Below are 19,447 nucleotides of genomic sequence, written 5' to 3'. Positions count from 1 at the left end.
GGGGCAATGACGGATGTTCTGATCGCATATGGAATTCCGCTGGCAATCATTGCCGCGCAGTCGCTCGCGCTCATCGTCGCGCTGCTGCTCGTCACCGCCTATGTGCTGCTCGCCGATCGCAAGATCTGGGCGGCCGTTCAGCTGCGCCGTGGTCCGAACGTCGTCGGCGCCTTCGGCCTGCTGCAGTCCTTCGCCGACCTGCTGAAATTCGTCTTCAAGGAAATCGTCATTCCAGCAGGCGCGAACAAGGGCATCTTCCTGCTCGCGCCGCTGGTGACGGTGGTGCTGGCGCTTTCCGGCTGGGCCGTCATCCCGCTCGACGCGCGCATGGTCATCGCCGACATCAATGTCGGCATTCTTTATATTTTCGCCATCTCGTCGCTGGGCGTCTACGGCGTCATCATGGCGGGCTGGGCGTCGAACTCGAAATATCCGTTCCTGTCCGCCCTCCGCGCCGCCGCGCAGATGGTCTCCTACGAAGTCTCCATCGGCTTCGTCATCGTCTGTGTGCTCATGACGGCAGGCTCGCTCAATCTCACGGCCATCGTCGAGTCCCAGCGCACCATCTGGTATTTCATTCCGCACCTGCCGATGTTCGTGATCTTCTTCATCTCGGCGCTCGCGGAAACGAACCGGCCGCCTTTCGATCTCGCGGAAGCGGAGTCCGAGCTCGTCGCCGGTTTCATGGTCGAGTATTCGTCCACCGCCTACATGATGTTCATGCTGGGCGAGTATGTGAGCATCCTGCTCATGTGCGCCATGACGACGATCCTCTTTCTCGGCGGCTGGCTGCCGCCCATCGATATCGCTCCCTTCAACATGGTGCCGGGCGTCATCTGGTTCCTGCTGAAGGTCTTTCTGGTCTTCTTCATGTTCGCGATGGTCAAGGCGTTCGTGCCGCGCTACCGCTACGACCAGTTGATGCGTCTCGGCTGGAAGGTCTTCCTGCCGATCTCGCTCTTCTGGGTCGTGCTCACGGCGGGTGTGCTGGTCGGCTTCGACATCGTGCCGCAGCATTGAGGGCCGGGATCATGATCGCAATACGGGAAAGGACTGAATAATGGCCTGGCTGGATCAGTCGGCGCGGTCGCTCTTCCTCGCCGAGTTTGTGTCGAGCTTCCTGCTCGCCATGCGCTATTTCTTCAAGCCCAAGGTGACGCTGAACTATCCCTTCGAGAAGGGGCCGCTCAGCCCGCGCTTCCGTGGCGAACATGCGCTGCGCCGCTATCCGAACGGCGAAGAACGCTGCATCGCCTGCAAGCTTTGCGAGGCCATTTGCCCCGCGCTCGCCATCACCATCGAGGCCGGCCCCCGCCGCAACGACGGTACGCGCCGCACCACGCGCTACGACATCGACATGACGAAATGCATCTATTGCGGCCTCTGCCAGGAAGCCTGCCCCGTGGATGCCATCGTCGAAGGTCCGAATTTCGAATTCGCGACGGAAACGCGCGAAGAGCTGATGTACGACAAGAACCGGCTGCTCGCGAATGGCGACCGCTGGGAACGCGAGATCGCGAAGAACATCGCGCTCGACGCGCCATACCGATAAGGGACGAAGGGTCCAGATAGATGATTGGCACCGCCATCGCGTTTTACCTCTTCGCGGGGATCACCGTCGCCGCGGGCTTCATGGTGATCTCGGCGCGCAACCCGGTTCACTCGGTGCTGTTTCTCATCCTCGCGTTCTTCAATGCGGCGGCGCTCTTCGTGCTGCTTGGCGCGGAATTTATCGCCTTCATCCTCGTCATTGTCTATGTCGGCGCGGTCGCGGTGCTGTTCCTCTTCGTCGTCATGATGCTCGATGTGGATTTCGTGGAGCTGCGCGAAGGCTTCCTGCAGTATCTGCCCATCGGCGCGCTCATCGGCATCATCCTGCTGATCGAGCTGTTGCTCGTGCTGGGCGGCTGGGTCATCGCGCCGGGGGCGGGCAGCGTTGCGGCCTCGCCCACGCCGATCCTGACCGATGTCGACAACACGCGCGCCCTCGGACAGGTCATCTACACGCAATATGTTTATCTCTTCCAGGCCGCCGGGCTCATCCTGCTGGTCGCGATGGTCGGCGCCATCGTGCTCACATTGCGTCACAAGACGAATGTGAAGCGCCAGGTTATTTCCGATCAAGTCGCCCGCACGCGGGAGACGGGCGTGGAACTGAAGAAGGTTGAGCCGGGTCAGGGGCTTTAGGTATCGGCGGTCGCGCCGCCGGGCTTTGAACTGAAGACGGCGCGGCCAAACAAAGATGAGGGGACTGGCCCCTGCGTTGCGGCGCGAGGGGCAGGAGAAAATGATGGCAATCGGCCTCGAACACTATCTCACGGTGGCGGCGATCCTGTTCACGCTGGGCATCTTCGGCATTTTCCTGAACCGGAAAAACGTGATCGTCATTTTGATGTCGATCGAGCTGATGCTGCTCGCGGTGAATATCAACCTGGTCGCCTTCTCCACCCATCTGGGCGATCTTGCGGGCCAGGTCTTCGCACTCTTTGTGCTCACCGTGGCCGCCGCCGAAGCGGCCATCGGCCTCGCCATTCTCGTCGTCTTCTTCCGCAACCGCGGCTCCATCGCGGTTGAGGATATCAATATGATGAAGGGGTAGGGGGAATGTACTCGGCAATCGTCTTCCTGCCGCTTCTGGGTTTCCTGGTCGCGGGCATTTTCGGGCGCTGGCTTGGCCCGCGTGGCGCGCAGATCGTCACCTCCGGCCTGCTTGTCATATCGGCCCTTCTCTCTGTCGCCGCGCTTGTCTCGGTCGGTCTTGGCGGCGAGACTGAGCGCGTCCAGGTCATGACTTGGATCGACTCCGGCGATTTCGAAGCCGACTGGCGCCTCCGCATCGACACGCTTACCGCCGTCATGCTCGTCGTCGTCACCTCCGTCTCCGCGCTCGTGCATATCTATTCGATCGGCTACATGAGCCACGATCCGCACCAGCCGCGCTTCTTTGCCTATCTCTCGCTCTTCACCTTCGCCATGCTGATGCTGGTCACGGCGGACAATTTCATCCAGCTCTTCTTCGGCTGGGAAGGCGTGGGCCTCGCCTCATATCTCTTGATCGGCTTCTGGTACCAGCGCCCGAGCGCCAATGCCGCCGCCATCAAGGCCTTCGTGGTGAACCGCGTCGGCGATTTCGGCCTCATCCTCGGCATCGCCACGCTCTTCTTCACCATCGGCTCGGTCGATTTCGACACCGTCTTCAAGGCCATCCCGGAAATCGCGGACAGCACTTTTTCCTTCCTCGGCTATGATGTGCCTGTGGTCACCACCGCCTGCCTCCTGCTCTTCATGGGCGCGATGGGCAAGTCGGCACAGTTCCTGCTCCACACCTGGTTGCCGGATGCGATGGAAGGCCCGACCCCCGTTTCCGCGCTCATCCATGCCGCGACGATGGTCACGGCCGGCGTCTTCCTGCTCGCCCGCCTGTCACCCATCTTTGAATTCTCGGCCACGGCGCTCACCTTCGTCACTGTGATCGGCGCAACGACAGCCTTCTTCGCCGCCACCGTGGGCCTGGTGCAGAACGACATCAAGCGCGTCATCGCCTATTCGACCTGTTCGCAGCTCGGCTACATGTTCGTGGCCGTCGGCGTCGGCGCCTACGAGGTGGCGATGTTCCACCTCTTCACCCACGCCTTCTTCAAGGCGCTGCTGTTCCTCGGTTCCGGCTCCGTCATCCACGCCATGAGCGACGAACAGGACATGCGGAAAATGGGCGGGCTCTACAAGCTCATCCCCGTCACATGGATCATGATGGTGATCGGTACGCTTGCCTTGACGGGCTTCCCCTTCACCGCGGGCTACTATTCCAAGGATGCCGTCATCGAAGCCGCCTATGCCGGCCACAACGCCGCGCATATGTATGCCTTCACGCTGACGGTTGCCGCCGCGCTCCTCACCTCGTTTTATTCATGGCGCCTGATTTTCATGACCTTCCATGGGACAAGCCGCGCCTCGAACGAAACCCTGAGCCACGTGCACGAGTCGCCGCTCGTCATGCTGGTGCCGCTTGTGGTGCTCGCCGTCGGCGCGCTCGGCGCCGGTGCCGTCTTCGCGCCGCTCTTCATCGGCCATGCGCATGAAGCATTCTGGCTCGAGGCAATCTATCGCGGCGCTGAAAACCACATCATGCATGCGTTCCACGACGTACCGGATTGGGTGCCCTTCGTGCCCACGCTCATGATGATCCTCGGTTTCGCCACCGCCTGGCTCTTCTACATCGCGCGGCCGGATATGCCCAGGCAGCTCGCCCGCACGCATGACTCGCTCTATCAGTTCCTGCTCAACAAGTGGTACTTCGACGAGATCTACAACTTCATCTTCGTCCGTCCCGCTTTTGCGCTCGGCCGTATCTTCTGGAAGCAGGGTGACGGCCGCATCATCGATGGTCTCGGCCCCGATGGCATCTCCGCCCGCGTGCTCGACATTTCGCGCGGCGTGGTCCGTCTTCAGAGCGGCTATCTCTACCACTATGCCTTCGCCATGCTGCTCGGCGTCGCGGGCCTGGTGACCTGGTTCATGGTCGGGGGAACGCACTGATGACCGACGGCAATATTCTCTCGCTCATCACCTTCCTGCCGCTCATCGGCGCGCTCGTCATTCTGGCGACGCGCGGCGACGAGGCGACCGTCGCCCGCAATGCGCGCTACGTCGCGCTGTGGACTACGGGCGCCACCTTCCTCGTCTCGCTCTACATCTGGTGGAAGTTCGATCCCACCACGGCCGATTTCCAGTTCGTCCAGCAGACGGAGTGGCTCGGCGGCGCCATCAACTACCATATGGGGGTCGACGGCATCTCGATGCTCTTCGTCATCCTGACGACCTTCCTGATGCCCGCCTGCATTCTCGCCAGCTGGACATCCATAAATACGCGCGTGAAGGAATACATGATCGCCTTCCTCGTGCTGGAGACGCTGATGATCGGCGTCTTCTGCGCGCTGGATTTGGTGCTCTTCTATCTTTTCTTTGAAGGCGGCCTCATCCCGATGTTCCTCATCATCGGCGTCTGGGGCGGCGCGCGCCGCATCTATGCGAGCTTCAAGTTCTTCCTCTACACTTTCGTCGGCTCGGTGCTGATGCTGCTCGCCATCATGGCGATGTACTGGAGTGCCGGCACCACCAGCATCCCCGTATTGCTGGAACATGACTTCCCGGCCGGTATGCAGTTCTGGCTATGGCTCGCCTTCTTCGCCTCCTTCGCGGTGAAGATGCCGATGTGGCCGGTCCACACCTGGCTGCCGGATGCGCATGTGGAGGCGCCGACAGCGGGCTCCGTCATCCTGGCGGGCATCCTGCTCAAGATGGGCGGCTACGGCTTCCTGCGTTTCTCGCTGCCCATGTTCCCGGTCGCCTCCGCCGATCTTGCCTGGCTCGTCTTCGGCCTCAGCGTCATAGCGATCGTCTATACGTCGCTCGTTGCGCTGGTGCAGGAGGATATGAAAAAGCTGATCGCTTATTCGTCAGTCGCGCATATGGGCTTCGTGACGATGGGTATCTTCGCCGCCAACCAGCAGGGCGTGCAGGGCGGCATCTTCCAGATGCTTTCCCACGGCTGGGTCTCCGGCGCGCTTTTCCTCTGCGTCGGTGTCATCTATGACCGTATCCATACGCGCGAGATCGCGGCCTATGGCGGGCTCGTCAATCGTATGCCGCTCTATGCCGTCGCCTTCATGGTCTTCACCATGGCGAATGTCGGCCTGCCGGGCACCAGCGGTTTCATCGGCGAGTTCCTGACGATCCTCGGCGTCTTCAAGGTCAACACCTGGGTAGCCGCCATCGCCGCCACCGGCGTCATCCTCGCTGCGGGTTACGCGCTTTATCTCTATCGGCGCATCATCTTCGGCGTGCTGGAGAAGGACTCGCTCAAATCCATCGCCGATCTGAACCGCCGCGAGGTCATCACCATCGCGCCGCTTCTCGCCGCCACCATCTTCTTCGGCGTCTATCCCTCGCCGATCATGGATGTAACGGCGGTCTCGGTTGAAAATCTCGTGACGAATTACACGGCCGCCGTCGAGGCGTACCGCTCCGCCGAAGGGCCGGGCATGATGTCTCAGGTCGCAAGCCTGCTGACCGGAAACTAGGCGGAAGGCCGAGGATAGAAGAACATGGAAAACGCAATCTCCACCGTTCCGGAATTTTTGCCCGCCCTGCCGGAAATTCTCCTGGCCGTCGGCGCCATGGCGCTGCTTATGTATGGTGTCTTCCGCAAGGATTGTGACGCACGCGAGACAAGCCTCGGCGCGCTCGCTCTCTTCGCGCTCGTCGGCGCCTTCCTCATCATCGAGCCGAACGCCTATGTGGAAACCTTCGGCGGCATGTTCGTTATCGACGGCTTCACCAAGTTCATGAAGCTCCTGATCCTGCTCGCCGCCGCTGCTGCCATCGTCATGTCGCTCACCTTCATCCGCCGCGAAGGCATGGACCGCTTTGAATATCCGGTCCTCATCATCCTCGCCACGCTCGGCATGTTCATGATGGTGTCGGCAAACGGCCTCATCTCGCTCTATATGGGCCTCGAGCTTCAGAGCCTCTCGCTCTATGTCATTGCCGCATTCCATCGTGACAACACGCGCGCAACGGAAGCCGGCCTGAAATATTTCGTCCTCGGCGCGCTCGCTTCCGGCATGCTGCTTTATGGTGCCTCGCTGATCTATGGCTTCACCGGCAGCGTCCAGTTCGGCTCCATTGCCACGGTGCTTCAGGCGGACGGCACGAATATCGGCGTCATCTTCGGCATCGTCTTCGTGCTCGCCGGCCTCGCCTTCAAGATTTCCGCCGTGCCCTTCCATATGTGGACGCCGGACGTCTATGAAGGCGCGCCGACGCCCGTCACCGCCTTCTTCGCAGGCGCGCCGAAAGTCGCCGCCATGGCGCTCATCCTGCGCGTCCTCTTCGTCGCCTTCCCGTCGATGGAGAGCGAGTGGCAGCAGATCATCGTCTTCATCGCCATCGCTTCGATGGTGCTGGGCGCCTTCGCCGCCATCGGCCAGTCCAACATCAAGCGCCTCATGGCCTACAGCTCCATCTCGCATATGGGCTTCGCCATGGTCGGCCTCGCCGCCGGAACGCCGGAAGGCGTGCGTGGCGTGCTCATCTATCTCGTGATCTATGTGGTCATGAATGCCGGCGTCTTCTGCTGCATCCTCGCCATGCAGCGCAAGGAAGGCTATGTCGAGAACATCTCCGATCTCGCCGGCCTCTCGCGCAATCAGCCCATGGTCGCCTTCATGATGGCCATGCTGATGTTCTCGCTTGCTGGCGTGCCGCCTCTCGCGGGCTTCTTCGGCAAGTTCTATGTCTTCATGGCCGCCGTCGAGGCCGGGCTCTATCCGCTCGCCGTCATCGGCGTCCTGGCCAGCGTCGTCGGCGCCTTCTACTATCTGCGCATCGTCAAGATCATGTATTTCGACGAGGCGGCGGAGCCCTTCATCCAGCCAATGCCGGGCGAGCTCACCGCTGTGCTCGGCATCTCCGGCGTCTTCACGCTCTTTTTCTTCGTCTATCCGGCGCCGCTCATCCTCGCCTCGCAGGCCGCCGTCCGCGCGCTCCTGCCTTGATGCAGGCATGAGCCCGCTTCCGCCCGTTCGCCGTTTCGCAGAGATCGACAGCACGAACGAGGAGGCGCGGCGTCTCGCCGAGGCGGGAGAGCCGGGCCCGCTCTGGCTCGTTGCCGAGCGGCAGACGGCGGGCCGTGGCCGCCGTGGCCGCAACTGGGTCTCGCCCACCGGCAATTTCATGGGCACGCTGCTGTTCCGCCCGCGTTGCGGTCCGCGCCAGGCAGGCGAGCTCTCCTTCGTCGCCGCCGTCGCCGTCCATGATGCGGTGGAAAGCCTCCTGCCGCCGCATCTCCGCGCCGGCCTCCGGCTCAAATGGCCGAACGATCTTCTCCACGACAAGGCGAAGCTCGCAGGTATCCTGCTCGAATCCTCGGGCATGGCGGGCGCCGAAGTCGCCTGGGTGGCGATCGGCATGGGGATCAACCTCGCGCATCACCCGGAAGGCCTCGAATATCCCGCCACCTCCCTCGCCGCCATGAGCGTAGGCCTGGTCACGCCGGACGAGGCGCAGCAGGCGCTCGCCGCCTCCTTTGATAGCTGGCTCACAAAGTGGCGCGGCGTGCAGGGCTTCGCCGTCATCCGGGAGGCATGGCTGAAACGCGCCCAGGGCCTCGGCGGGCCCGTCACCGTGCGCCTCGCGGACGGCACCTATGATGGAACTTTCGAAGGCCTCGCCCCCGATGGCACCTTGCAGTTGCGAATGCCGGATGGCGAACTCCGCCTCGTTGCGGCCGGAGATGTATTCTTTCGCCCCGCGACGGGATAGGTTCAAATTATGAGTATGTCTGCTTCCGTTGCCTCCCCCCATGCGCCCGGCGCGCATGATGAGCTGATCTTTCTGCCCCTTGGCGGCTCGGGCGAGATTGGGATGAACCTCAATCTCTATGGCTTTGGCCCGCCAAAGGCGCGTCAGTGGATCATGGTCGATCTCGGCGTGACCTTCGGCGACGACCGCACCCCCGGTGTCGACGTCATCATGCCGGATCCCGCCTTCATTGTGGAGCGCAAGAAAGACCTGCTCGGCATCGTGCTGACCCACGCCCATGAGGATCACATAGGCGCCGTCGCGCATATCTGGCCGCGTCTGCGCTGCCCCGTCTACGCCACGCCCTTCACCGCCGCCATGGTGCGCGGCAAGCTCATCGAGGCCGGCATCGAAAACGAAGTGCCGATGCACATCATCCCCCTCGGTCACCGCTTCGCCCTCGGTCCCTTCGACATCGAACTGGTAACGCTCACCCATTCGATCCTGGAGCCGAACGGGCTCGCCATCCGCACGCCGCTCGGCCTCGTCATGCATACGGGCGACTGGAAGATCGACCCCGATCCCGTCGCCGGCGACGACATGGACATCGCCCGCCTGAGCGAAATCGGCGACGAAGGCGTCCGCGCCATCGTCTGCGACTCGACCAACGTCTTCTCGCCCGGCACCTCCGGCTCCGAGGCCGATGTCGCGTCGAGCCTCATAGAACTCATCAAATCCTGCGAGGGCAGGGTGGCCGTCACCACCTTCGCCTCCAATGTCGCCCGTCTCGAAAGTATCGCCCGCGCCGCCGAAGCCTGCGATCGGCACGCCGTGCTGGTCGGCCGCTCCATGTACCGCGTCGTCGGCGCCGCCCGCGAATGCGGTTATCTCACCGGCCTCGCGCCCTTCGTCAGCGAGCATGACGCCGCTTATCTTCCGCGAGACAAGGTGCTGTTCATCTGCACCGGGTCGCAGGGCGAGCCGCGTGCCGCGCTTGCCCGCATCGCCGAGGACGGTCATCCCCACATCGTGCTGGAGGAGGGCGACACCGTCGTCTTCTCGTCCCGCATCATCCCCGGCAATGAAACCTCGATCTTCGACCTGCAGAACCTGCTGGCCGAGCGCGGCGTCCGCGTCGTCACCGAGAAGGACCACTTCGTCCACGTCTCGGGCCATCCCTGCCGCGATGAGCTCGCCCGCATGTATCAATGGATCAGGCCGGAAGTCGCCGTGCCGGTTCATGGCGAGGCCCGCCACCTCGCGGAACATGCCGTCCTCGCGCGCGAGCTTCAGGTGCCGGAGCAGGTGGTCATCCGCAACGGCCTCATGGTCCGCCTGGCGCCGGGCCCGGCCGAAATTGTCGGCGAGGTCCCCTCGGGCCGCATCTATCTCGATGGCGATGTATTGACCGAGTCCGATGAGGGCGCGGTCCGCGAAAGGCGCAAGCTCGCCTTCGCCGGCTCCGTCTTCGTCAGCCTGGTGCTGGACGGCAAGGGAGAGGTCCGTGGCGAGCCGCAGGTCCGCCTCATGGGCCTGCCCGAGGAAGATGGCAACGGCGTCTCCTTCGAGGACCGGGCGCTGGATGCGGTGGAGGACGCCCTCGACCGCCTGCCGAAAAAGCGCCGCGGCGACGACGATGCCGTAGCGGAATTCCTGCGCCGCGCCGTCCGTGGGGATATCCGCCGCTACTGGGGCAAAAAGGCCCAGGTCGCCATCGCCGTCATCCGCATCTGATCCCCTCCTGCTTGCCTTGCCCCGCCTCCGAAACCGGCCTAAACATGGGCCATCGGAATTCAACGGTTAAGGAACAGGCATATGCTCGGTCCCCTCAATCACGTTGCCATCGCCGTGCCGGACGTGCGCGCGGCGGGCGAGATGTACCGCACGAAATTTGCCGCCAAGGTCTCGGACGCCGTGCCGCAGCCAGACCACGGCGTGACCACCGTTTTCGTCGATCTCGGCAACACCAAGATCGAGCTGCTGGAGCCCCTGGGTGAGAATTCGCCCATCGCCGGCTTCCTCGCCAAGAATCCGAAGGGCGGCATCCACCACATCTGCATCGAGGTCGAGGATATCGACAGCGCCTGCGAAAAAATGAACACCGAAGGCGTCACGATCACCGGAACGGGCAAGCCGCGCATCGGCGCCCATGGCAAGCCGGTCGTCTTCCTCCACCCGAAAGACCTTTACGGCACGCTGGTCGAGCTGGAACAGGCATAAGGCCCGGGGCAAACCGGGCAGGGGAAGCATTCATGGATTGGCCCGCAGGCCTCGCCATCTATTTCATCCTTTGGTGGGTCACGCTCTTCGCGGTCCTGCCCTGGGGCATCAAATCCCGCACCGAAAGCGGTGAGGAAGTCATCCCCGGAACGGATGCCGGCGCCCCCGCGCGCCATGGCCTGCTCATCAAGGCGGGCATAACCACGATCATCGCCGCGATCGCCTGGTCCTTTGTCGCGTGGATATGGATCTACCAGCCAATCCCCCTCGACAGCATCCCCTTCATGCCCGACCTCAGCAACGAATACTGAACCCGAGCAACCGGGTCGGACTTTACCCGCGGCACCGATCTTCCTCCCACCCTCCCCTGGGGGGAGGGTCGAAATTTGCTCTCGCAAATTTCGGGGCGGGGGCTCTGAGCCAGCTAGGCGGGCCATCTAAACAAAACCGTCATGACCCGCTTTATGCGGGTCATCCACGTCTTTCTTGGCTGACAACGCCAAGTCGTGGATGGCCCGGACTAGCCGGGCCATGACGAATCTCGAGACTTTTCTGAGCCCAAAAAAAAGCAAGGTCCACTTTCGTGGCCTTGCTCGGTAGTGTTCCCTCGGTCGCGCCCTCGCCATCCTTTTCGGACGGTCAAGGTCAGCGTTCCCTCCCTAAACTTGGGCTCGCGCTATCGCGCTTTTCCCTTTTTGTTGAAGGGACTATAGCCACCCTGCGTCATCCTGTCACGCGTCTTTTTGCACTCCGCGAAATTTTTGCAAGCATTACGCACACCCCCCGCAACTTACCGACAGGATTGATCGCAACACCGGCGTTTCATTGCAAAGCCAGCTTGAGCACGAAGGCCGCCGCAATCGCCACTACCGCAATGTTCAGCTCCCGCCCCCGCCCGGCCAGCAGCTTGATCGCGACATAGGAAATCAACCCAAGGCCAATGCCCGTCGCGATCGAGAAGGTGAGGGGAATGGCAATCGCCGTCAGGATGGCGGGCGCCGTCTCGCTCACATCGCCCCAGTCGATATCGGCGAGGCTGCGCGCCATCAGGCAGGCGATGAAGACGAGCGCGGGCGCCGTCGCATAGAGCGGCACCATCTCGGCAAGCGGCGCAAGGACAAGGCTCGCAATGAAGAGCCCGCCGACGGTCGCCGCCGTCAGCCCCGTTCGCCCGCCCGCATCGACGCCCGCCGCGCTTTCGATATAGCTCGTCGTCGTCGATGTGCCGAGCGCCGCGCCGATGATCGTTGCGGATGAATCCGCCACCATCGCCTTTCGCAGCCGTGGAATATTGCCGTCCGCGCCCACCATGTTGGCCCGCTGCGCCACGCTCACCAGCGTGCCGGTCGTATCGAGCAGGTCGACCAGCAGAAACACGAAAACGATGGTGACGAAACCCGCCTGAAATGCACCGGCCAGATCCATCTGCAGGAATGTCGGCGCAAGCGAAGGCGGTGCCGCCGCCACACCCTTGAACTCCTGCAGGCCGAGCAACAATGCCGCGAGCGTAATCGCGAGAACCGTCAGCATGATGGCGCCGGGTACGCGCCTGTATTGCAGCGCCACCAGTACGACAAAGCCGGCGCAGGCGAGCAGGGCGGCCGGATGACCGAGATCGCCAAGCGCAACAAGCGTCACCGGATCGTCCGCGACAACGCCCGCATTCTTCAGCCCGATCAGCGCGAGAAAAAAACCGATGCCCGCACCGATCCCGTACTTGAGCGAGCGCGGAATCGAGTTCACCATCCGCTCGCGCAAGGGCGACAGCGACAACAGCAGAAAAAGAAAGCCGGAAACGAACACGCAACCAAGCGCAAGCCGCCAGTCGCCATCGAACAGCGGCACCACGGCAAAGGCGAAATAGGCGTTGAGCCCCATCCCCGGCGCCAGCGCCACGGGATAGTTCGCATAAAGCCCCATGATGAGAGAGCCCGCCGCCGCCGCAAGACAGGTAGCCACGAACACCGCCCCGAAATCCATCCCGGCCGCCGCCAGGATCGCCGGGTTCACGAAGATGATGTAGGCCATCGTGAGATAGGTCGTCGCCCCCGCCAGCACCTCTGTGCGGATCGTCGTGCCGTTCGCCCGCAAGGCGAACACCCGCTCGAAAATCCCGCTTCCCCCATCCGCCATTCTGCTACCCCCGCCCAGGCCCTGATTTGCCTCGCCGCCAAATCCCCGCAACAATTCCTTAAACGCCCCGCGCGCAGTATGGAAGCATGATGAAGCCCGCCCTTGTCCCCTTGCTCGGCCTGCTGATCGTTTCCCCCCTCGCGGCGGAGGAAATGCTCGCCGGCGCGGATGAGCTGCGTCACGCGCAGATATCCGAAGCCGATTGCCGCCGCATCGCCCTCTATCAGCCCGGCGGCGCCGACTATGTCCCCGGCGTCGCGGCGGATGGCAGCGCCGTGGCCCCTGCCGACCTCGACGGCTACCGCTATGGCAATCGCCCCGTTTATGAATTCGATGTGACGCTCGATCCGCTGATAGGCCGCAATCCGGCCTTTAATTCCGCCACCAAAATGAGCGTCGCCCGCGTCGTCATCGATATGGATACCGGCCACACCACGATGGATGGTCAGGATGTTTCCGGCGGTAACCATGCCATCGCCGAAGCCTGTGCAAGATTGCATCACAAGCCGGTGAAATAGCCCGCGCCATATCCCCCTTTGATTGACATGGCCCGGCCCCGCCCGCACCCTTGGCTGCAATGTTGGGGTGGCTTTCAATGCGTTTGTTCTGCCGGAAGGCGGTGGTTTCCGCCGCGTGTTTTTGCATGGCCGTTTTCTGGCTGGCGGCCACGGCTCTGCCTGCCGCCGCGCAGGATGCACGCTGGCGCATCACCCAGGAGCGGTGGAGCGATGCGGACGAAAAGGCATGGCAGGATTTCGTCGCGGCACTCGGCGGCGCCGATTGCTGGACCTTCGACGAGTGCATAAAGAGCGCCGCCAATCCCTATCGCCACACCGATCCGAAAACCCGCTTCTATGTCGATTGCGCCGACATGCCCTATGTCTTGCGCGCCTATTTCGCCTGGAAGAACGGCCTGCCATTCGCTTGGCAGAGCGCCATGAAATCGTCCGATGGTCCGGGTGCGGATATTCGCTATTCCGAGGAGGGCAACGTCATCGTTGGCCGGGATTCCGTCCCCCGCGCCGCCTCGGGCGTCAACGCAATCTCCGTCCTGCACACGCTCGTCAACGTCGTCTCCACGGCCATGTTCCGGCGCGATGCGACATGGGACGAGCCCGGCATGTTCGCGGACACCTATTCGCCGCGCCTAGATCGCGAGGCGATCGTTCCCGGCACTATCGCCTATGACGTGAACGGCCACGCCTCGCTCGTCTGGAAGGTCGAGTCCGGTGGCCGCGTCCTCATCTTCTCCTCCCACCCGGATCATTCGCTGAGCCGCACATTCCTGGGCCGTGAGTTTCTGCGCACCGGCCCGCAGCTCGGCTCCATCTTCCAGAAGTTCCGCCCCATCGAAGTCGTCGGTGCAACGCGTGCGCCGAATGGCGCGCTTGTCGGCGGCAGGATCGTCGGCGCCCGCAACGCCGACATTCCCGATTTTTCTCTGGAGCAATATCAGGGCAGCCCGCCCGGCAGTCCTTATGGCTGGCGCACCGCCTCCTGGGTCTGGAACGGCGAGAACATGGATTTCTATACCTATCTCCGCGCGCGCCTCTCCGCTGGCGAACTCGAATACCATCCCGTCGCGGAAATGAAATCCATGATGCAGTCGATCTGCTTCGACCTGCGCTCGCGCAAGCAGGCGGTAGAGATTTCGGTCGGGCGCGGCATTCAGAACATGTCGCCGCCAGATCGTCTGCCGCGCAACATCTACGGCACCGACGGTGTGTGGGAGCTTTACTCCACGCCCTCGCGGGATGCGCGCATGAAGACCGCCTTCAAGGAGATGTACGATCTCGTCGTAGAGTTCATCAAGATGGACATGGTGGACGCGCCGCGCCTTCATTATGAAGGCGACAATCTCGCCCGCGATCTCCTCGCCGCCTATGAGGAACAGAACGCGGCATGCAGCATCTCCTACCGCAATTCGGATGGCCGCACCGTCGAGCTTTCCATCGACCGTATCGCCCACCGCCTCTACGACCTTTCCTTCGATCCCTATCAATGTGTGGAGCGCCGCTGGGGCGCGCAGGGCGAGGAGCTCGCCTCCTGCCGCGATGGCGCGCAGAAGACCCGCTGGTACGAAGCCCAGCGTTACCTCCGCAACCAGATCGACCGCACCTATGATGTCGATATGGGCTATTCCATCGCCGAGCTGGAAAGCGGCCCTTGGGGCCTGCGCACCGGGCGGGGCGTGGAGCAGGGGCCGGATATCGATGTGAAGGCATATCTCACCGGCGTCGCCCAACGCGGTGCCGGCCCGCGCGCCGACATTGCGAATCCGGCCGGGACCCCCTAAAACTTGACGCCCATATTGCAAGCTTCCGGCGGGCTCAAGGGTCCGGCCGCGGGTTGCCGCGTTTCCGTCCGGCAGCCATTTTCAGGGTCATCATGCGCCTTTCCAGATATTTCCTGCCCACACTGAAGGAAAACCCCGCCGAGGCGCAGATCGCGTCGCACCGGCTGATGCTCCGCGCCGGCATGGTCCGCCAGACCGCCGCAGGCATCTATGCCTGGCTGCCGCTCGGCCTCGCCGTGCTCCGCAAGATCGAGGGCATCGTCCGCGACGAGCAGAAGCGGGCAGGGGCGATCGAGCTCCTGATGCCGACCCTCCAGTCCGCCGACCTCTGGCGCCAGTCCGGCCGCTACGATGCCTATGGGCCCGAAATGCTCCGCATCGTCGACCGTCACGAGCGCGACATGCTCTACGGCCCCACCAACGAGGAGATGATCACCGACATCTTCCGGGGCGCCGTCCGCTCCTACCGCGACCTGCCGCGCAACCTCTTCCACATCCAGTGGAAGTTCCGCGACGAGATCCGCCCCCGCTTCGGCGTCATGCGCGGCCGCGAATTCCTCATGAAGGACGGCTACTCCTTCGACCTCGATGTCGAGGGTGCGCGCCGCGCTTATCGCAAGATGTTCGTCTCCTATCTCCGCTCCTTCGCGCGCATGGGCCTGAAGGCGATCCCGATGGCCGCCGACACCGGCCCCATCGGCGGCGACATGAGCCATGAATTCATCATCCTGGCCGAGACGGGCGAGAGCGCCGTCTTCTGCCACCGCGACCTCGTGGACATGGCCGTCCCCGGCGACGACATCGACTACGAGACGGACCTCAACCCCGTCATCGCCGCCCGCACCGACCTCTACGCCGCCACCGACGAGAAGCACGACGCCGCGAAGTTCGACGCCGAAGTCCCGAAGGACAAGCAGCTCTCCGCGCGCGGTATCGAGGTCGGCCACATCTTCTTCTTCGGCACCAAATATTCACAATCCATGGGCGCCCTCGTCACCGGGCCGGACGGCAAGGAAGTCCCCGTCCAGATGGGCTCCTACGGCATCGGCGTCTCCCGCCTCGTCGGCGCCATCATTGAGGCGAGCCACGACGACGCCGGCATCGTCTGGCCGGATGCCGTCGCGCCCTTCACGGTCGGTCTCATAAATTTGAAGTCCGGTGATGCCGAAACCGATGCCGCCTGCGAGAGCATCTATGAGAAGCTCACCGCGCAAGGGATCGACGTCCTCTATGACGACACGGATGAGCGCGCCGGCGCCAAGTTCTCGAACATGGACCTGATCGGTCTCCCTTGGCAGCTCGTCATCGGCCCGCGCGGCCTCAAGTCTGGCACCGTCGAACTGAAGCGCCGCGCCACCGGCGAAAAGGAAGAACTGAGCCCCGAAGCCGCACTGGCGAAGATAGCGGGGTAACCCCCGCCAACAAGGACGGCACATGACGGACACGACAAGCAGAGCCCGCGCCGGCAGCAGCCGCCCCTTCGGCGCCTTCGAATGGCTGCTCGCGATGCGCTATCTCCGCGCCCGCCGCCGCGAGGGCTTCATCTCCGTCATCGCCGGCTTCTCCTTCGCGGGCATCATGCTCGGCGTCGCCGTCCTCATCATCGTCATGTCGGTGATGAACGGTTTCCGCACCGAACTTCTCTCCCGCATCCTCGGTCTCAACGGCCACATGTTCGTGCGCGGCGTCGGCGCCAGCATCGCCGACTACGACGCCATCGCAGAGCGCATCCGCTCCGTCCCCGGCGTCGTCAGCGTCATGCCGCTGGTCGATGGCCAGGTCATGGTGCAGAGCCCGCAAAATGCCAGCGGCGCGCTTGTCCGCGGCCTGCGCGAGCAGGACCTGAAGAGCCTCTCCGTCGTCGCCGATAACATAACAGTCGGCTCGCTGGACGGCTTCGACGAGGGCGGCGTCGCCATCGGTTCGCGTCTCGCGCAGAACATGGGCCTCACCGTCGGCGACAGCATCACGCTCCTCTCGCCGCGCGGCGCCATCACGCCCTTCGGCACCGCCCCCCGCGTCGCCTCCTTCCCGATCCGCGCCATCTTCGAAATCGGCATGTCGGAATATGACGCGAGCTTCGTCTTCATGCCGCTCGACGAGGCGCGCGGTTTCTTCCGCACCTATGAAGGCGTCAGCGCCCTCGAGCTTCGCTTCCAGAACCCCGACAAGGTGAATGATTTCATTCGCCCGGTCATGGAGGCGGCGGGCCCCTGTTGCAACGTCCTCACCTGGCAGCAGATGAACCAGAGCTTCTTCAGCGCGCTCCAGGTCGAGCGCAACGTGATGTTCCTCATCCTCACGCTCATCCTCATCGTCGCAGCCCTCAACATCATCTCCGGCCTCATCATGCTCGTGAAGGACAAGGGCAGGGACATCGCCGTCCTGCGCACCATGGGCGCCACGCGCGGCGCCGTCATGCGGGCCTTCTTCATCTCCGGCGCCTCGATCGGCTGCGCGGGCACGCTGGCGGGCTTCCTGCTCGGCCTTGCCTTCTGCCTCAACATCGAAACGCTGCGCAAATTCCTCTCGGATCTTTCCGGCACCGAGCTCTTCTCGCCGGAAGTCTATTTCCTCACCCACATGCCGGCCGAGGTCGATCCCGGCGAGGTCGGCGCGGTCGTCGCCATGGCGCTCTTCCTGTCCTTCGCCGCCACGCTTTATCCCGCCTGGCGCGCCGCCTCGCTCGATCCGGTAGAGGCGCTCCGTTATGAATGAGCGCATCATGAGCGGCGATCCCGTCCTCGCCCTTCGCGGCATCACACGCACCTATCGCCAGGGCGAGGAGGCGCTGCATATTTTCGCCGGCGCCGATCTCGACATCTATGAAGGCCAGATCGTCGCGCTGGTCGGTCCCTCCGGTTCCGGCAAATCCTCGCTCCTCCACATCGCGGGCCTGCTCGAGGCGCCGAACGATGGCGAGGTCTGGGTCGGCGGCGTCAACGGCGTCGCCCTGTCGGATGCGCGGCGCACCGCCATGCGCCGCAGCCAGGTCGGCTTCGTCTACCAGTTCCACAATCTCCTGCCCGAATTCTCCGCCGTCGAAAACGTGATCCTGCCGCAGATGATCGCAGGCGTGCCGAAACGCGCCGCGCGTGAATTCGCGATGGACCTCCTCGGCCGTATGGGTCTCGCCGACCGTGCGATGCACCGCCCGGCGGAGCTGTCCGGCGGCGAGCAGCAGCGCGTCGCCATCGCCCGCGCGCTCGCCAACCGTCCGCGTCTCCTCCTCGCCGACGAGCCGACCGGCAACCTGGATCCGAAAACCTCGCGCATGGTCTTCGGCGAATTGCTGAATATCTGCCGCTCGGAAGGCGTCGCCGCCCTCGTCGCCACCCACAATCTCGACCTCGCCGGCCATATGGACCGCGTCGTCCTCCTCCATGATGGCACCCTCCACGAAGGCACCGACATAGCGGCCGCCTATCAGAGCCTCTGACACCCCCTCAAATCGCTTTGGCATAGCGCGAATCCGTCCTAGGCTTCTCTCAGGGAGACATGGAGAGGGAGGGCAGATCCTTGAGGGGGGAGATGCAACAACTTGTCGCCGGCGATCTGCGCGAGTCCTATGTGAACGTGTCGGAAAGCCTGTCGCCGTTCCTGACGGCGGATTGGGGCCCGGGTGTCCTGGCCTGGATGGGCGTGGCGTTCATGCTGGTCGTCTATGCGCTGTTCTTCGCCCCTGCGGGACGGACGGCGCGGGACGTGTCCGCCAGCGCGGCGCGCAACGCCCGGCTGAAGGCAAGGCGCGCCTAGCCAAAGCGCCGTGCGCGGATGCAAGGCCGCCGCTTTCGCGGCGGTTCGCTGCTGCGTTGCGCCCGCCTTATCCCAGAAACGCTTCCAGCTTCTCGAGCGAGCCTGTCCAGCCATGCGTATGGCCGGCCTTCGCCGCCTCGTCGAAAAGCTGCTCATGGATCAGCGTCAGCATTGTCGCCTCGCCCTCATCCTTGAAGCGCACCGTCACCTGGGATTCCCGGTCCGGCGTCGTGTACCAGGCCCATGAGAAGACGAGCTTCTCCCCTGGCACCACTTCCTTGTAGACGCCGTTCACCTCGTGCCGCTCGCCATTGTCCTCGATCATCACGACATGGAAATGCCCGCCCACGCGCACATCGCAGGTGGCCTCCGCCATGGTCACATTCTCCGGCCCGAACCACTGCATCAGCTGCGCCGGGTCCGTCCACGCCGCATAGACCTTGTCGCGCGGCGCATTGAACTTCCGCCGCATCATCAGGCTCGGCTTGGAACCTGTCTCCGCGCCGGCAGAAGGCTGCTCTTGGGGGGAAGCGGTCATGACATCGCTCGCACTGGTTACGGGAAGCTTAACTAAGAGGTTAAGTGTGCCGCCCGTTCGCGCCGCGGTCAAGTCACGGCTCCCTCTCCCCTCGGGGAGAGGGAAGGGGCCCGCCGAAGCGGCGAAGCCGCATAGGTGGGAAGGGTGAGGGGGCGCCCCACCCACGGCGTCACAGGCACCCGCGAGACCTTCGCCCGCTACTG

The 19,447-nt window shown here is 63.6% G+C and carries 19 protein-coding genes; 17 read left to right on the top strand and 2 right to left on the bottom strand.

Features of this window, described 5'->3' with window-relative positions; translation table 11 throughout:
• Positions 1–6: 6 nt before the first annotated feature.
• From nuoH to PLAV_RS16310, 11 genes are all read left to right on the top strand, one after another.
• Positions 7–1,020 carry an NADH-quinone oxidoreductase subunit NuoH gene (nuoH, locus tag PLAV_RS16360; RefSeq protein ID WP_012112153.1) on the top strand — a complete coding sequence of 338 codons (1,014 nt, stop codon included), beginning with the start codon at positions 7–9 and terminating at the stop codon, positions 1,018–1,020.
• Between the two features lie 40 nt (positions 1,021–1,060).
• Positions 1,061–1,552, top strand: a complete 492-nt coding sequence (gene nuoI / locus PLAV_RS16355; protein WP_012112152.1) for an NADH-quinone oxidoreductase subunit NuoI — start codon at positions 1,061–1,063, stop codon at positions 1,550–1,552.
• Between the two features lie 20 nt (positions 1,553–1,572).
• The gene (locus PLAV_RS16350; protein WP_012112151.1) at positions 1,573–2,187 is read left to right on the top strand and encodes an NADH-quinone oxidoreductase subunit J; all 615 of its coding nucleotides are present in this window, start codon (positions 1,573–1,575) and stop codon (positions 2,185–2,187) included.
• A 103-nt stretch (positions 2,188–2,290) separates the two neighbouring features.
• Complete coding sequence (gene nuoK / locus PLAV_RS16345; protein ID WP_012112150.1) at positions 2,291–2,599, top strand: NADH-quinone oxidoreductase subunit NuoK; 309 nt, start codon at positions 2,291–2,293, stop codon at positions 2,597–2,599.
• Between the two features lie 5 nt (positions 2,600–2,604).
• Positions 2,605–4,536: an NADH-quinone oxidoreductase subunit L gene (nuoL, locus tag PLAV_RS16340; RefSeq protein WP_012112149.1), complete on the top strand. Its 1,932-nt coding sequence runs from the start codon at positions 2,605–2,607 to the stop codon at positions 4,534–4,536.
• Positions 4,536–6,080, top strand: a complete 1,545-nt coding sequence (locus tag PLAV_RS16335) for an NADH-quinone oxidoreductase subunit M (protein ID WP_012112148.1) — start codon at positions 4,536–4,538, stop codon at positions 6,078–6,080. The genes nuoL and PLAV_RS16335 overlap by 1 nt, the downstream gene beginning before the upstream one ends.
• Before the next feature lie 24 nt (positions 6,081–6,104).
• Positions 6,105–7,556 carry an NADH-quinone oxidoreductase subunit NuoN gene (gene nuoN / locus PLAV_RS16330; protein WP_012112147.1) on the top strand — a complete coding sequence of 484 codons (1,452 nt, stop codon included), beginning with the start codon at positions 6,105–6,107 and terminating at the stop codon, positions 7,554–7,556.
• A 7-nt stretch (positions 7,557–7,563) separates the two neighbouring features.
• Positions 7,564–8,322 (top strand): biotin--[acetyl-CoA-carboxylase] ligase, encoded by a 759-nt coding sequence (locus PLAV_RS16325; protein ID WP_012112146.1) that lies wholly within the window; start codon positions 7,564–7,566, stop codon positions 8,320–8,322.
• Between the two features lie 9 nt (positions 8,323–8,331).
• Complete coding sequence (locus tag PLAV_RS16320; protein ID WP_012112144.1) at positions 8,332–10,035, top strand: ribonuclease J; 1,704 nt, start codon at positions 8,332–8,334, stop codon at positions 10,033–10,035.
• Between the two features lie 81 nt (positions 10,036–10,116).
• Positions 10,117–10,521 carry a methylmalonyl-CoA epimerase gene (mce, locus tag PLAV_RS16315; RefSeq protein ID WP_012112143.1) on the top strand — a complete coding sequence of 135 codons (405 nt, stop codon included), beginning with the start codon at positions 10,117–10,119 and terminating at the stop codon, positions 10,519–10,521.
• A gap of 32 nt (positions 10,522–10,553) precedes the next feature.
• A complete protein-coding gene (locus PLAV_RS16310; RefSeq protein WP_012112141.1) occupies positions 10,554–10,832 on the top strand; it encodes a DUF1467 family protein in 279 nt (92 codons plus the stop codon).
• Between the two features lie 511 nt (positions 10,833–11,343).
• Here PLAV_RS16310 and PLAV_RS16305 read toward each other — a convergent pair.
• Positions 11,344–12,633: an NCS2 family permease gene (locus tag PLAV_RS16305; RefSeq protein WP_041536842.1), complete on the bottom strand. Its 1,290-nt coding sequence runs from the start codon at positions 12,631–12,633 to the stop codon at positions 11,344–11,346.
• A 107-nt stretch (positions 12,634–12,740) separates the two neighbouring features.
• Here PLAV_RS16305 and PLAV_RS16300 point away from each other — a divergent pair, with 107 nt between their 5' ends.
• The 6 genes from PLAV_RS16300 to PLAV_RS16275 all read left to right on the top strand — a co-directional run bounded on the left by PLAV_RS16300 (position 12,741) and on the right by PLAV_RS16275 (position 18,706).
• The gene (locus tag PLAV_RS16300; protein WP_012112139.1) at positions 12,741–13,172 is read left to right on the top strand and encodes a hypothetical protein; all 432 of its coding nucleotides are present in this window, start codon (positions 12,741–12,743) and stop codon (positions 13,170–13,172) included.
• A gap of 125 nt (positions 13,173–13,297) precedes the next feature.
• On the top strand, positions 13,298–14,950 hold the full coding sequence (locus tag PLAV_RS16295; RefSeq protein ID WP_049767814.1) for a hypothetical protein: 1,653 nt from the start codon (positions 13,298–13,300) through the stop codon (positions 14,948–14,950).
• A 92-nt stretch (positions 14,951–15,042) separates the two neighbouring features.
• Positions 15,043–16,362: a proline--tRNA ligase gene (gene proS, locus PLAV_RS16290; protein ID WP_012112137.1), complete on the top strand. Its 1,320-nt coding sequence runs from the start codon at positions 15,043–15,045 to the stop codon at positions 16,360–16,362.
• 22 nt (positions 16,363–16,384) lie between these two features.
• A complete protein-coding gene (locus tag PLAV_RS16285) occupies positions 16,385–17,668 on the top strand; it encodes a lipoprotein-releasing ABC transporter permease subunit (protein WP_012112136.1) in 1,284 nt (427 codons plus the stop codon).
• Positions 17,661–18,389, top strand: a complete 729-nt coding sequence (locus PLAV_RS16280) for an ABC transporter ATP-binding protein (RefSeq protein WP_012112135.1) — start codon at positions 17,661–17,663, stop codon at positions 18,387–18,389. Before PLAV_RS16285 ends, PLAV_RS16280 begins: the two co-directional genes overlap by 8 nt.
• Before the next feature lie 92 nt (positions 18,390–18,481).
• A complete protein-coding gene (locus PLAV_RS16275; protein ID WP_041536080.1) occupies positions 18,482–18,706 on the top strand; it encodes a hypothetical protein in 225 nt (74 codons plus the stop codon).
• A gap of 67 nt (positions 18,707–18,773) precedes the next feature.
• Here the strand turns inward: PLAV_RS16275 and PLAV_RS16270 are convergent, their stop codons facing one another.
• The gene (locus PLAV_RS16270) at positions 18,774–19,244 is read right to left on the bottom strand and encodes an SRPBCC family protein (RefSeq protein WP_049767813.1); all 471 of its coding nucleotides are present in this window, start codon (positions 19,242–19,244) and stop codon (positions 18,774–18,776) included.
• Positions 19,245–19,447: the final 203 nt, after the last annotated feature.

It is taken from the genome of Parvibaculum lavamentivorans DS-1, assembly GCF_000017565.1.
GTDB classification, from domain to species: Bacteria; Pseudomonadota; Alphaproteobacteria; order Parvibaculales; family Parvibaculaceae; genus Parvibaculum; species Parvibaculum lavamentivorans.
The sequence above is the reverse complement of the archived record's forward strand: the minus strand, read 5'-3'. Positions and strand labels throughout refer to the sequence as shown.

What these genes read in the sequence shown, in the direction of transcription:
- PLAV_RS16295 (WP_049767814.1), top strand. Translation starts at nt 13,298, where the DNA reads ATGGCCGTTTTCTGGCTGGCGGCCACGGCTCTGCCTGCCGCCGCGCAG.
- PLAV_RS16285 (WP_012112136.1), top strand. Translation starts at nt 16,385, where the DNA reads ATGACGGACACGACAAGCAGAGCCCGCGCCGGCAGCAGCCGCCCCTTC.
- nuoK (WP_012112150.1), top strand. Translation starts at nt 2,291, where the DNA reads ATGGCAATCGGCCTCGAACACTATCTCACGGTGGCGGCGATCCTGTTC.
- nuoN (WP_012112147.1), top strand. Translation starts at nt 6,105, where the DNA reads ATGGAAAACGCAATCTCCACCGTTCCGGAATTTTTGCCCGCCCTGCCG.
- PLAV_RS16320 (WP_012112144.1), top strand. Translation starts at nt 8,332, where the DNA reads ATGAGTATGTCTGCTTCCGTTGCCTCCCCCCATGCGCCCGGCGCGCAT.
- PLAV_RS16310 (WP_012112141.1), top strand. Translation starts at nt 10,554, where the DNA reads ATGGATTGGCCCGCAGGCCTCGCCATCTATTTCATCCTTTGGTGGGTC.
- nuoH (WP_012112153.1), top strand. Translation starts at nt 7, where the DNA reads ATGACGGATGTTCTGATCGCATATGGAATTCCGCTGGCAATCATTGCC.
- PLAV_RS16300 (WP_012112139.1), top strand. Translation starts at nt 12,741, where the DNA reads ATGATGAAGCCCGCCCTTGTCCCCTTGCTCGGCCTGCTGATCGTTTCC.
- PLAV_RS16350 (WP_012112151.1), top strand. Translation starts at nt 1,573, where the DNA reads ATGATTGGCACCGCCATCGCGTTTTACCTCTTCGCGGGGATCACCGTC.
- PLAV_RS16325 (WP_012112146.1), top strand. Translation starts at nt 7,564, where the DNA reads ATGAGCCCGCTTCCGCCCGTTCGCCGTTTCGCAGAGATCGACAGCACG.
- PLAV_RS16280 (WP_012112135.1), top strand. Translation starts at nt 17,661, where the DNA reads ATGAATGAGCGCATCATGAGCGGCGATCCCGTCCTCGCCCTTCGCGGC.
- PLAV_RS16270 (WP_049767813.1), bottom strand. Translation starts at nt 19,244, where the DNA reads ATGACCGCTTCCCCCCAAGAGCAGCCTTCTGCCGGCGCGGAGACAGGT.
- proS (WP_012112137.1), top strand. Translation starts at nt 15,043, where the DNA reads ATGCGCCTTTCCAGATATTTCCTGCCCACACTGAAGGAAAACCCCGCC.
- nuoI (WP_012112152.1), top strand. Translation starts at nt 1,061, where the DNA reads ATGGCCTGGCTGGATCAGTCGGCGCGGTCGCTCTTCCTCGCCGAGTTT.
- nuoL (WP_012112149.1), top strand. Translation starts at nt 2,605, where the DNA reads ATGTACTCGGCAATCGTCTTCCTGCCGCTTCTGGGTTTCCTGGTCGCG.
- PLAV_RS16275 (WP_041536080.1), top strand. Translation starts at nt 18,482, where the DNA reads ATGCAACAACTTGTCGCCGGCGATCTGCGCGAGTCCTATGTGAACGTG.
- mce (WP_012112143.1), top strand. Translation starts at nt 10,117, where the DNA reads ATGCTCGGTCCCCTCAATCACGTTGCCATCGCCGTGCCGGACGTGCGC.
- PLAV_RS16335 (WP_012112148.1), top strand. Translation starts at nt 4,536, where the DNA reads ATGACCGACGGCAATATTCTCTCGCTCATCACCTTCCTGCCGCTCATC.